General features: G+C 56.0%; 8 protein-coding genes. 2 read left to right on the top strand and 6 right to left on the bottom strand.

What is annotated here, in order from left to right:
• The first annotated feature begins 41 nt into the window (after nucleotides 1-41).
• Nucleotides 42-1,322, top strand: coding sequence for a glutamate-1-semialdehyde 2,1-aminomutase (gene hemL / locus HV334_RS04360; protein WP_016151749.1), 1,281 nt, complete (start codon nucleotides 42-44; stop codon nucleotides 1,320-1,322).
• Between the two features lie 100 nt (nucleotides 1,323-1,422).
• Here the strand turns inward: hemL and fhuB are convergent, their stop codons facing one another.
• From fhuB to hrpB, 6 genes are all read right to left on the bottom strand, one after another.
• Nucleotides 1,423-3,405: a Fe(3+)-hydroxamate ABC transporter permease FhuB gene (fhuB, locus tag HV334_RS04355; RefSeq protein WP_137367174.1), complete on the bottom strand. Its 1,983-nt coding sequence runs from the start codon at nucleotides 3,403-3,405 to the stop codon at nucleotides 1,423-1,425.
• Nucleotides 3,402-4,292, bottom strand: a complete 891-nt coding sequence (gene fhuD, locus HV334_RS04350) for a Fe(3+)-hydroxamate ABC transporter substrate-binding protein FhuD (protein WP_181221217.1) — start codon at nucleotides 4,290-4,292, stop codon at nucleotides 3,402-3,404. The genes fhuB and fhuD overlap by 4 nt, the downstream gene beginning before the upstream one ends.
• Complete coding sequence (gene fhuC / locus HV334_RS04345) at nucleotides 4,292-5,089, bottom strand: Fe3+-hydroxamate ABC transporter ATP-binding protein FhuC (RefSeq protein WP_181221216.1); 798 nt, start codon at nucleotides 5,087-5,089, stop codon at nucleotides 4,292-4,294. The genes fhuD and fhuC overlap by 1 nt, the downstream gene beginning before the upstream one ends.
• 47 nt (nucleotides 5,090-5,136) lie before the next feature.
• Nucleotides 5,137-7,371 carry a ferrichrome porin FhuA gene (gene fhuA, locus HV334_RS04340; protein WP_016155718.1) on the bottom strand — a complete coding sequence of 745 codons (2,235 nt, stop codon included), beginning with the start codon at nucleotides 7,369-7,371 and terminating at the stop codon, nucleotides 5,137-5,139.
• 232 nt (nucleotides 7,372-7,603) lie between these two features.
• On the bottom strand, nucleotides 7,604-10,144 hold the full coding sequence (gene mrcB / locus HV334_RS04335) for a bifunctional glycosyl transferase/transpeptidase (RefSeq protein WP_016151745.1): 2,541 nt from the start codon (nucleotides 10,142-10,144) through the stop codon (nucleotides 7,604-7,606).
• Between the two features lie 135 nt (nucleotides 10,145-10,279).
• The gene (gene hrpB / locus HV334_RS04330) at nucleotides 10,280-12,709 is read right to left on the bottom strand and encodes an ATP-dependent helicase HrpB (RefSeq protein ID WP_181221215.1); all 2,430 of its coding nucleotides are present in this window, start codon (nucleotides 12,707-12,709) and stop codon (nucleotides 10,280-10,282) included.
• A gap of 73 nt (nucleotides 12,710-12,782) precedes the next feature.
• Between hrpB and thpR the strand changes: the two genes are divergently transcribed.
• On the top strand, nucleotides 12,783-13,313 hold the full coding sequence (thpR, locus tag HV334_RS04325) for an RNA 2',3'-cyclic phosphodiesterase (protein ID WP_047498551.1): 531 nt from the start codon (nucleotides 12,783-12,785) through the stop codon (nucleotides 13,311-13,313).
• Nucleotides 13,314-13,316: the final 3 nt, after the last annotated feature.

Genomic DNA, 13,316 nt, shown 5'->3' with positions numbered 1-13,316 from the left:
ATAGCGGGCATTTACTTTTTCTACGAACCAGGACCCCATCCATGAGTAAGTCTGAAAATCTCTACAGCGCAGCACGCGAACTTATCCCTGGCGGCGTTAACTCCCCCGTTCGCGCCTTTACTGGCGTGGGTGGTACTCCGCTGTTTATCGAAAAAGCGGACGGCGCGTATCTGTACGATGTCGATGGTAAAGCCTATGTCGATTACGTCGGTTCCTGGGGACCGATGGTACTGGGCCATAACCACCCGGCAATTCGCAATGCGGTGATTGAAGCCGCGGAGCGCGGTTTAAGCTTCGGCGCGCCGACCGAGATGGAAGTGAAAATGGCGGAGCTGGTCACTGAACTTGTGCCGACCATGGATATGGTGCGTATGGTGAACTCCGGTACGGAAGCGACGATGAGCGCAATCCGTCTGGCGCGCGGTTTCACCGGTCGCGATAAGATCATCAAATTTGAAGGTTGCTATCACGGTCATGCCGACTGCCTGCTGGTTAAAGCTGGTTCCGGCGCGTTAACGCTGGGTCAGCCAAACTCCCCGGGCGTTCCAGCCGATTTCGCGAAACACACCCTGACCTGCACCTACAATGATCTCTCTTCAGTTCGTGCGGCATTTGAACAGTATCCGCAGGAGATCGCCTGCATTATCGTTGAGCCGGTCGCAGGCAACATGAACTGCATCCCGCCGCTGCCAGAATTCCTGCCGGGCCTGCGTGCCCTGTGTGATGAGTTTGGCGCACTGTTGATCATCGATGAAGTCATGACCGGTTTCCGCGTGGCGCTGGCCGGTGCGCAGGATTATTACGGCGTCGTTCCGGATCTGACCTGCCTTGGCAAAATCATCGGTGGCGGGATGCCCGTTGGCGCATTCGGCGGTCGCCGTGATGTGATGGACGCGCTGGCGCCAACCGGTCCGGTTTATCAGGCGGGTACGCTTTCAGGTAACCCGATTGCGATGGCGGCAGGCTTTGCTTGTCTGAACGAAGTGGCCCAGCCGGGTATTCATGAAACGCTGAATGAACTGACGACGCGCCTGGCGGAAGGTCTACTGGAAGCCGCCGCAGAAACAAATATTCCGCTGGTGGTTAACCATGTGGGCGGGATGTTCGGGATTTTCTTCACCGATGCAGAAACCGTGACCTGCTATCAGGATGTGATGGCATGCGACGTTGAACGCTTCAAGCGTTTCTTCCACATGATGCTGGATGAAGGGATTTACCTGGCGCCGTCCGCCTTCGAAGCGGGCTTTATGTCCGTCGCGCACAGTGAAGACGATATCAATAACACCATCGACGCCGCGCGCCGGGTATTTGCGAAATTGTAAAAGATAACGCCCAGAAATAACCTAGGCCGGGTAAGGCGAAGCCGCCACCCGGCTTTTTTATTGCCGGATGGCGACGCAGCCTAAATGGAAGAGATTAACCTCAGCGACTCTGCTTACGTAGCAGATAGATAAAGTACGGCGCGCCAATAAACGTCGACAGTAATCCTGCCGGGATCTGATACGGAAACAGCACCATCCTGCCGCACCAGTCAGCAAAGACCAGCAGCACACCTCCCGCCAGCGCCGAAATCAGCATATGCGGCATCGCGCGACGAAAACCCATCATTCGGGCAATATGCGGAGCCATCAGCCCGACAAAACTCAACGGTCCAATGGTCATGGTTGCTGTCGCCGTTAGCCCCGCAGCCAACAGCAGTAACCCCACGCGTGACGGCGTGATCGCCATACCCACCGCACGCGCCGTATCGCCGCCGAGCGGTAAAATCGTCAGCCAACGACGACACAGCGGTGTCAGCGCCAGCAGGATAACCATCACAATTCCGGTGCGCAGTACCTGTTCGCCCGTCGCGTTATAAGTTGAGCCGGAGATCCAGGTCAGCACGCCCGCCATACGCGGATCGCCGCTGGCCTGCAACATCATCAACAACATAGTAAACGCCGTACTGAGCGCCATCCCTGCCAGCAGCATACGGTGCGGCGAAAAACCACCGCGCCCGGCGGCAATCATAATGATAAGCAAGGTGACCGCAGCCCCGAGACTCCCTGCGGGCAGCAGCCAGCCAAAGGCATTTCCGGGGACCAGAAACAGCATTAACACCACGCCAAATGCCGCACCGGAGCTAATGCCCAGAACTTCCGGGCTAGCCATTGGGTTTCCGGTCAGACGCTGAATAATACAGCCTGCTACCGCCAGCATCACCCCGGCAATCAACGCCGCCAGAATACGTGGCCAGCGCCAGGGCATCAGTTCATCCAGCATCGCGCCGCTGGCCCATGTCCAGCCGTGCGCATCGCGGCCAAACGACAGCGCCACCACCAGAGTCAGCAGCAAAACCACCCCGCCCGCCAGCGCAAACATCAGTACATTCTGACGCTCCGCGGCGATACGGTTGCTGGCATTCATATCCGGTGCGCTCATACTTCTTAGGCGCGGCAACAGCCACAGCAGCAATGGCGCGCCAATCAGCGCCGTCACCGAACCGGTGGAGACTTCCATCCATACGCGGGTCAGCCACAGAATGATTTGGTCAGAGAGCCAGAGGATCAACGCACCAATCAGCGGGGCCAGCATCAGACGCGCCAACAGACGCCGCGCGCCGAGCATTTTCGCCAGCAGCGGTGCAAACAGGCCAATAAAGCCGATAATCCCAACCGCGTTAACCAGCAAGGCGCTGATGACAATCGCCAGCGATAAGGCCGCCAGGCGCGCCAGCGACAACGCCAGACCGAGGTTACGCGCCACGCCGTCATCCAGTCCCATCAGCGTCATTGGACGCAACAGCAGCAGAGTCAGCATCACGCCGCCCAGCAGCTGTGGCCACAGTCGCTGTACGCCGCTCCAGTCGGTTTGGGTTAGCGTGCCGCTGCTCCATAAAAACATGCTTTGCAGTTGATCGTGATGGAAGATAACCATCAACTGGTTAATCGCCCCGCAGTACAGGCTGACCACCAGTCCGGCGAGGATTAACGTCACCGGAGAAAGACGTTTGCCCCAGGCGACGCCAAACACCAGCGCCCCAACGACACAAGCACCTGCCAGCGCAGCAAATTGCGTGGTGAGCGCACCGGGAATAGCCCACAGCGTCGTGACGGTAATGCCCAACTGCGCACCGGTCGCAACGCCTAGCGTGGTTGGCTCCGCCAGTGGGTTACGCAGCACCTGCTGAAACAATACGCCGACCAGTCCCAGCCCGGCCCCGACCAACAGCGAAATCGCCAGCCTCGGCAGCAGGCTGTAGTGGAAAACCATCTGTTTAATGGCATCGATATCCGGTGACCAGATAGCCTGTTGCCATTGGCTGCGCGGTAGCGCAACGGAGAAGTTAACCCATGTGAGCCAACAGGCGGCAACAAACAGAACCGTCAGCAGGAGAATGGGGAACAGCGCGATACGTTTACTCACGCTTTGCCTCCCAGCGCATTATCCAGAATGCGGGCAAAATGCATGGCCGATAGCGTTGCGCCATAGAACCAGACGGCCGGCACGCGCTGAAAACGTCCACTGCGAACAAAGGGCATCGCCTGCCACAACGGCGTAGACATCAGTGCAGCCATCTCTTTATCGTTGCCGTGATCAAAGCACAATACATCGACATCCTGAAAAGCAGCCAGACGGTCAATACTCACGGCAGTGCTGCCCCAAAAGTTTGTCTCTCCCTGCCAGGCGTTGGGGATCCCATATTCGTCCAGCACGTCCTGAAACAGGCTGTTTGGGCCAAACACCAGCATATGCCGCGAATCAAGCAGAGAGGTGAGAAGCACAGGGCGCGCACCGCGTTGAATGAAGCGCGGCTTCAGGCCGGCAATAAAACGATCATACTCAGTCAGATGGCGTTCAGCAGAGTCCTGCAGATTGAACAATTGCGCCATTTCCTGCAGCGATTGTCGCGCAACGACCAGAGGTTTTTTACCGTCGCTGAAGTTAAATCCCCGACCAGGTGCAATACGTGCCAGCTTTTCAGGGGAAGGACCATAGCCTGCCGACCAGAGCAGAAACGAGGGTTTCATTTCGGTCAGCAGTTCGAGATTGGGTTCCGTGCGTAGCCCGACATCAATCACCGAGTCCGGTAGAGGTGGCTCACTGACCCACAGCTTGTAGTTAGGGATATCCGCAATGCCATACGGCGTAATACCCAGCGCCAGCAACAGCTCTACCGGCAGCCATTCCAGCGCCACAATACGCTGCGGATCAATCGCCGCGGCGGACGCCGTATTCATCCGCCACAGCAGCGGCGAGAGCGCCATCGCCGTAAGCAGACGCCGACGGGTAATATGATGTAATTCAATCATTAATAGACAAAACTCACGGGTGCGGCACCGGCCGGATGCGGCAAAATGCCCATCGGGATACCGTAAATCTGTTCCAGAGTTTCACTGCGCATCAGTTCAGCAGGCGTTCCTTGCGCAATCATTTCACCACCGCGCAGCGCAACTAAGTAATCGCAGTAGCGGGCCGCCATGTTGATATCATGCAGCACCGCAATCACCGTTAGCCCACGCTGCTTACTTAAGCGATGCACTAGCGCCAGCACGTCAACCTGATGAGCGATATCCAGCGCGGAAGTCGGCTCATCAAGCAGCAGACAGCGGCTGTCCTGCGCCACCAGCATGGCAATCCACGCACGCTGGCGTTCTCCGCCGGACAGGCTATCCACCAGGCGGTGCGCCAGCGGTTTTAAGCCGACCAACGAAATAGCTTCTTCTACTTTCTCTCTGTCGGCAACGCCAAAACGTCCCAGCGCCCCGTGCCACGGATAGCGGCCAATCGCCACCAGTTCACGCACCGTCATCCCTTCGGCCTGCGGCAACTGCTGCGGCAGATAGGCGACCTTGCGGGCAAACGCTTTACTGCTCCAGTTCTCCAGCGGCTGTTCGTCGAGCAGGATTTCACCTTCCGACGGCGGCTGATGACGTCCCAGCATTTTCAATAACGTCGATTTTCCGGACCCGTTGTGACCGATAAGGCCGGTCACTTTCCCCACCGGAAAAGTTAATGAGAGAGGATGCAAAAGCGTGCGGCCAGGCACACGAAAGGAGACATTACGCAACGCGAAAGTGGTGTCGGGATGGGATCTGTTTTCCTGCATAGCAGCCAACTTGTAAAACGGGCACGCAAAGCGTGCCCAAAAAGAAATTAGAAACGGAAGGTTGCGGTTGCAACGACCTGACGTTCTGCGCCCCAGAAGCAGCCATAGGTTTGGAAGCAACTAGAAACGTATTCACGATCCAGCAGGTTGGTAACGTTGACAGCAACACTAGAACCAGCCATACCAAAACGCGCTAAATCGTATTTCACGACAGCATCCATTACAGCAGCACTTCCCACTTTAAAGGTGTTTGCTGGATCGCCATAGCTTGAACCGATAAAACGTCCACCGGTTCCCAGGGTCAGTCCCGACAGAACGCCTTCGTTGAAGGTATAGTCGCCCCAGAGTGATGCCATATTTTCAGGAACTTGTTCTACGTTGTTCCCTTTGAGGTTGGTGTCCTTAGTGTACTCCGCATCAGTGTAAGTATATGAAGCAGTCACATTGATATTGGCATTCAAGGCCGCTTTAGCTTCAAATTCAAAGCCCTGAGAACGTACTTCGCCTGACGGAACTTGCAGATTCGAGTTGGTCGGATCGGTTGTCAGCGTATTCGTCTTCGTCAGATGATATGCCGCAGCCGTAATAACCACAGGCAGATCTTTCGGCACATATTTTACACCCGCTTCATACTGTTCACCCTTGGATGGCGCAAAAGCCATGCGTGGAGTGCTGTAGAGATCGAATGCGTTTGGTTCAAATGACTGGCTATAGCTAACGTACGGAGAAATACCATTATCAAACAGGTAGTTTACACCGCCACGCCATGTGAACTGATGATCGTTACGCTCAATATAACCCGCTTGCGGAGTGGTTGAATTCTGACGAATCGTCGTCGCTTGCTGTGACCAGTCATAACGACCACCCAGCGTAAAGACCCACTTATCCCATTCCGCCTGATCCTGGATGTAGATACCGGTTTGTTTGGTTTCGTTCATCTGATAAGGCTCGGTAGAGTCGAAATCAAAATCTTCCAGAGGCTGTGGGTTATAAAGATCCAGAACAGGAGCTGTGCCAAATTTAGCATTGATATCATTACGCATACGCATGAAGTCAACACCTGTCAGCAACGTATGGTCCACCGTTCCTGTCGCGAAATTGCTCTGCAACTGGGTATCAACACTGAAGTTCTGCAAACGTTCATCATCGACAACCGTGCCACGACCAAGATAATGGTCGCGCTGATCGGCCGGAATTGCCTGGCAAGGCGCGTTAAACGCATTTGTTGTACAGATACCCGTACCGTACACGCTCTGCTGCGACGTTTTCATTTCAGCAAAACGTAAATTCTGCCGGACAGTGAAGGTGTCATTAAAGTCGTGTTCAAAGCTGTACCCCACCATTTTCTGATTGCGGGAATAAGTATTATTTGAAGCACCTTCATTAAAATCAGTCGGCAAACGCTTGCCGTTAGGTAGCGGTTCAACCGTACCTTCCTTCGGCAACCAACCGTAGTAACCCGTTTCGGGTTCATTCTGGAAATAAGAAAGGAATGTAAAGTTAGTCTTGTCGTCAGGACGCCATGAGAAGGACGGAGCAACGGTATAACGCTGTGATTCAGAACCTTGCTGCTGCTCATTTGTGGAACGAGCCAGACCGGTTAAACGGTAAGAGAATTCACCGTTATCGTCCAATGCATCACTAAAATCAAATCCTGTCTGGAACAGATTATTTGTTCCCATTTTAAACTGAACTTCTTTTAGCGGCTCGGTGGTTGGACGTTTGCTGACCATCGAAATAATACCGCCAGGGTTACTCTTACCGTACAACACGGAAGTTGGCCCACGCATCAACTCTACACGCTCCAGCATGTAAGGATCGATAACCGCGTCGTTATAGAAGTTCCCTTGTAGCTTCAGACCATCCAGATAGTTGTTCTGGCTTAAACCGACAGAGGTAAAACCACGGATGCTGACAAAATCGTATGTATTTGAAGCACCACGATTACTGACCACAACCCCTGGGGTATAACCCAGCGCTTCCTTGACGGAACGAGACTGATGGATCTGCATCTCTTCGTTTGTCACTACCGAAACAGACTGTGGCGTCTTTTCGATCGGCGTGTCGGTTTTGGTAGCGGTGGCGGAACGCTTCGCGGCAATTGTCGGCGAAGGCCCCCATGCGCTTTCTTGTGCGGCAGGTGCAGCAGTTACGGTGATGGTTTCTTCTTTCGGGTCAACCGCCGCCTGTGCATAGACAGACATGCCGCTAACCGCTGTGGCTACCACTACTGCGATTTTACGCAGCGATGAACTTGGCTGAGCAGTTTTAAGACGCGCCATTGGTATTTCTCTGATGAAAGTGAATGATAACGTAAACGAGAATTATTATTATAACGGCAGCATAATATTCGAAACTCTGGCGAGATAGCAAGCAATACGCGTCCCTACTAAAACTGAGGGGTTAAGAAATAACCAGATGAAAAGAAAGGGTTAATAAATTAGGCTGGAATGTTATTCGGCCCTGAGAATGGACCAAAGAAGAAAAACCCGCCGAAGCGGGTTTTGAGCAATATCAGTTACTGCCGAACATATCCTTTATCCAGCCAGCGACACCGTCGCTATCTTTCTTTTCCTGCTGCGCCGGTTGTTGCTGCTGCTGTTGAGGCTGCTGCTGCGGCGTTGACTGATCGAACGGATTCCCGGTCGGCTGTTGCATCATTTCACCCTGCTGACACAGCGAATCAGGATCGGTAGTCCATACCGGAAGCGTACGCATCCCCCCGCTACAAACGAAGTTACCGTCGTAGTCCACGCCCATATCCACCACATCTTCCGGCGGCGTCAGCACCAGCGGTGTTGGCGTCTGGTTAGCCAGATAACGCTGATAAATCGACATCGCACCGCTGGCACCGTACAGCTTGGTTGGCTGGTTGTTATCACGGCCCACCCAGGTGATGGTTACCTGGCTGCCGTCGATCCCGGCAAACCAGGTATCCACGTTGTTGTTAGTGGTCCCGGTTTTCCCTGCCAGATGAAGCCCAGGATATTTCGCGCCAAGCTGGCGGCCCGTACCACGCTGAACCACCTGTTGCATGGTCCACAGCGTCATATACGCCGCCTGCGCCGGAACGGCACGCTCGGCCTGCGGGAAGCTCTGATACAGCACCGTACCATCTTCGGCAATCACCGAACGCAGCGCCGACAGCGGCGCGCGGTTCCCGCCGCTGGCGATAGTCTGGAACGCCTGCGCCACTTCGATCGGCGTCAGGTTCAACGCCCCCAGCAGCATGGCCGGAACCGGGTTAAGCTGATCTTTCGGCGCGCCCAGCTTCAGCCAGGTATCGGTGACGGCAGGCAGGCCCAGCGCCATCCCCAGATTTACCGTTGGCACGTTCATTGAGCGCGTTAACGCATCCACCAGCATCACTTTTCCGCTTTCGCTATAGCGACGGTCATCGTTCTGCGGCGACCACACCTGGCCGTTAGGCTGGCGCAGCGCAATCGGGGCATCGGCAATCCAGGTATTCAGACGATACAGCTTCGGCTGGCTGAGCGCGGTCAGATAGGTCGCCGGTTTAGCCAAAGAACCAATCGAACGACGTGCCTGCATCGCACGGTTATAACCAGCGAACTGCGGTTCTGCCCCACCGACCATGGCACGCACTTCGCCGCTAAAGCGGTCAACCACCACAATCGCGGTTTCCAGATCGCTCAGCTTACGTTGTTTCTTCAGCACCGGAATACCTTCCACCGCCGCTTTTTCTGCAGCGTCCTGCGCCACGGAATCAAAGGTGGTGAAAATCTTCACGCCGGAGAGATCTTTAACTTTATCGCCCAGCTTCGCCTGTAGCTCCTGGCGCACCATCTGCATAAAGGCGGGCTGCGGTGAGATCACCCCACCACGCGGCTGTACGCCTAACGGACGCGCGCTCAGCATGTCATAAAGATCCTGGTCGATAATCTGCTGCTGCTGCAGCAAACGCAGCACCAGGTTACGACGCTCCAGTGCCAGCTTCGGGTTACGCCACGGGTTATAGATTGACGCCCCTTTAACCATCCCTACCAGCAGCGCCTGCTGGTCGAGGCTCAGCTCTTCCACCGGACGGCCAAAGTAGTAAAGGCTCGCCAGCGGGAAGCCGCGGATCTCATTGTCACCGCTTTGACCGAGATAGACTTCGTTCATGTACAGCTCAAGAATGCGGTCTTTGCTGTAACGCGCATCCATGATCAGCGCCATATAGGCTTCGTTGGCCTTACGCCAGTAGGAACGTTCGCTGGACAGGAACAGGTTTTTCACCAGTTGCTGGGTCAGCGTACTGGCCCCTTGTACCGTGCGCCCCGCCGTCAGGTTCGCCAGCACCGCACGGCCAATGGAATAGAGGCTGATACCGTCATGCTCATAGAAGTGACGATCTTCGGTCGCCAGCAACGTGTCCACCAGCAGATCCGGGAATCCACTGCGCGGGACAAACAGGCGCTGCTCACCGTTAGGCGAAGAGAGCATGGTAATCAGCCGCGGATCGAGACGGAAGAAACCGAACTGGCGGTTGTTATCCATATTCTCGATGGTATCCAGATGGTCGCCATCAAAGGTCAGACGCGCGCGCACCTGCCCTTCTTTACTGTCCGGAAAATCAAACGGACGACGGATCATCTCGATGCTTTTCGCCTGCACGGTGAATTCGCCAGGGCGCGTCATCTTCGTCACCTGACGATACTGCGTAGCCTCCAGCAGTTTCACCATCTCGTTCTTGCCGATCGGCATTTCTGGCTCAAGGTTAACCATACGGCCATATACTGCCGCAGGAAGCTGCCAGACTTTACCATCTATACGGCTGCGGATTTTTTGGTCCAGATAAACGCCGTAAATGGCGATCAGCACCAAAAAAACAATCGACAGTTTTACCAGCAGCCAGAACCAGCCGCGTTTACCACGAGGCTTACGCCCTTTGCCTTTACCCTTACGCGGCATCGGTTCTTCATCCTCATAGTCATCATCATCATAATCGTCGTCATACTCTTCATCTCTGAGTTGACGACGGCTCACCTTTTGTTTCACCGGACGCGAGGGTTTCCCTTTACGTCCAATTGGCTCGCGGTCATTCCCCGCCATGCTTTTTCTCCGCAACATTCAGGCGCAAGGGCCCGATTCTCTGTTCTTCCGTCAGTTAACAGAAGAAGAAATCTCTCAATTTACTGCCGTGTTTATACCGAATGACGGTTTCGCTTTATCCGGCCTACAGTTTCATTACGAATACTTCTTTGTTCGCCGCGTTGGCGCGGTATTCGCCGGATCGTCCGGCCAGACATGTTTGGGATAGCGCCCTTTCATCTCTTTTTGCACCTCACGGTACGATCCCTGCCAGAACGCGCTCAAATCGCTCGTTACCTGTAGTGGTCGTTGCGCCGGAGATAGCAGTTCCAGCACCAGCGGCACGCGCCCCTCGGCGATGGTTGGGGTCTTCGCTTCACCAAACATTTCCTGCATCCGAACCGCCAATACCGGAGGGTTATCCTCATGATAGCGAATGGCAATCCGGCTTCCCGTCGGCACAGTGTAATGCGCTGGCAGTTCACTATCCAGACGTTGCAGCATTGACCAATCCAGCAAACCGCGCAACGCCTGACCCACATTTAGCGCTTTTAACGCGCGTAACGAGTGCACACCGCTCATGTGCGGCAGCAGCCAGCTCTCCAGCGTCGCCAGCAGAGAATCCTCATCTACCGCGGGCCAGTTATACTCTGGCAACCAGTTTGCCGCACATTGCAGACGCAGGCGAAACTGCTCGGCTTCCGGCGTCCAGTTGAGCACACTTAGCCCTTTATCGCGAATGCCGTTCAACATCGCCAGGTGCAACTCCTCTTCCGAGGGTTTGGCCAGCGCCTGTACTTTTACCGTTAGCTGGCCAATGCGCGACCGACGCAATGCTTTTAACGTTCCCTGAGTTTCATCCCATTCGATGGTGTCAGATTGTTGTAGCAGTTCAGGGCATGCCTGTATCAGCGCTTCGATATCCAGCGGCAGAGCCAGCAGAATACGCGCATCCGGCGAAGCGCTGCCCTGCAGTAACAGCGGCGCAATCAGCCATTCATGGCGTCCGGAGGCGTCATCGGCATCCAGCATTGCCCCCATGCCATTCGCCAGTTGATAGCGCCCTTCCTGCCCGCGCCGACGCGCGATCCGATCGGCAAACGCCTGCGCCAGTAATGAGGGGAGCAGCGCGCTGTCCGGCTGTCCGCTGCGAACGTTAAGCCGTTTCAGTAATTGTTGGCTGCGCTGCTGCCAGGCGGGCTGATTTCGTGAAAACGCTACAGCCAGATCGGTACTGCCACCGCGCGGCGGCTCTTCCAGAATCGCAGCCAGTTTTGCCGCCGTTGCCACTTCATTGTCATTGTTGGCGCTAACCAGCATAGCCGCTAAACGGGGGTCGTTACCCAACGTCGCCATTTTCTGCCCCCTGGCGCTGAGCCTGTCACCCTCAAGCGCCCCCAGCATCTGCAGCAGCCGCTTTGCCGCCTGCAGGTTGATGGCGGGCGGTGTATCCAGCCAGTTCAGTTGCTCAGGGTCGGTGCATCCCCATTGCAGTAACTCCATCAGCAGTCCGGACAGGTCGCTCTGTAAAATCTCCGGTTCTCCCTGTGCCGCCGCTCTTTCCGCCTGCTCTTTGGCAAGTAAATGTAGGCAGATACCGGGTTCCAGACGGCCCGCGCGTCCCGCTCGCTGGGTCATCGAGGCCTGGCTTATGCGTTGGGTAATTAGTCGCGTCAAACCGGTACGCGCGTCATAGCGCGCCACGCGCTCCTGGGCGCTGTCCACCACCAGCCGGATGCCTTCGATCGTTAAGCTGGTTTCGGCAATATTGGTCGCCAGCACCACTTTGCGCTTGCCTTGCGGCGCGGGCAAAATCGCCTGACGCTGCTCGGCAAGCGTCAGCGCGCCGTACAGTGGGCACAACAACACATCGCTGCCCACACGCGTTGCCAGTTGCTCCTGCACGCGCTGGATTTCCCCTACACCCGGTAAAAACAGCAGCAGCGACCCGCTTTCATGGCGCAGGAGTTCTGCCGTCGCTATCGCTACCGCTTCAGCAAAACGCAGATGCGCCGCCAACGGCTGATATCGTCGATCAACGGGAAATGCGCGGCCTTCAGAAACGATCGTCGGCGCATCGGGCAACATCTGCTGCAAACGCCCGTTGTCCAAAGTGGCAGACATGATCAACAGTTTCAGATCGTCACGCAGCCCTTGCTGCACATCCAGCAACAGCGCCAGCGCCAGGTCGGCCTGCAAACTCCGCTCGTGAAATTCGTCGAGGATGACCAGCCCAACGCCCGTCAATTCGGGGTCGCGCTGGATCATGCGTGTCAGAACCCCCTCCGTCACCACCTCAAGGCGGGTCTGCGGCCCTACGCAGCTTTGCGCACGCATGCGATACCCCACGGTCTCGCCAGGCTTTTCATTCAGCAATTCCGCCAACCGCTGCGCCACATTGCGTGCTGCCAGACGCCGCGGCTCCAGCAAAATAATCCGTCCCTTGATACCGCGATGTTCAAGGAGTCGCAACGGCAGCCAGGTTGATTTCCCGGCACCGGTCGGCGCCGTCAGCAAAACCTGCGACGAGGCATCAAGGGCGGTAAGTAGTTCAGGCACTACGGCGGCAACGGGCAACGACGTCACAAATGACTCCAGAGGGTTAACATTCTTCGCGCTGCATTGTAGCATCGCGTTAATTCATAACCGAGTATCCATCATGTCTGAGCCAAAAAGGCTGTTCTTTGCGATTGAATTGCCTGGCGAGGTTCGGGAGCAGTTAATCCACTGGCGGGCCGCGCAGTTCCCCCCTGAAGCGGGTCGTCCCGTCGCCGCCGATAATCTGCATCTGACGCTCGCCTTTTTGGGCGACGTCAGCGCTGAGAAGCAGCATGCGTTAACGCAGCTTGCGGGGCGTATTCGCCAGCCGGGTTTTACGCTCAAACTCGACGATGCCGGGCAATGGCTGCGCTCGCGTGTAGTGTGGTTGGGAATGCGTCAGCCGCCGCGCGGGCTGCTACAGTTGGCGAACATGTTGCGGGCACAAGCCGCACGCAGTGGGTGCCACCAGAGCCCGCAGCCGTTTCACCCGCATATCACGATGCTGCGTGACGCCGGTCACGCGGTATCTATCCCTCCGCCAGGGTTTGGCTGGTCGTTTCCGGTAACGGAGTTTGGGCTTTACTCCTCCTCATTCATGCGAGGACGTACGCGTTACACGCAGTTGCAACGCTGGACGCTGACTGAATAATCA

Source organism: Citrobacter sp. RHBSTW-00944, assembly GCF_013615435.1.
GTDB classification, from domain to species: domain Bacteria; phylum Pseudomonadota; class Gammaproteobacteria; order Enterobacterales; family Enterobacteriaceae; genus Citrobacter; species Citrobacter braakii.
Note: the sequence above shows the minus strand (reverse complement) of the source record. Positions and strands in the feature narration are given on the sequence as shown.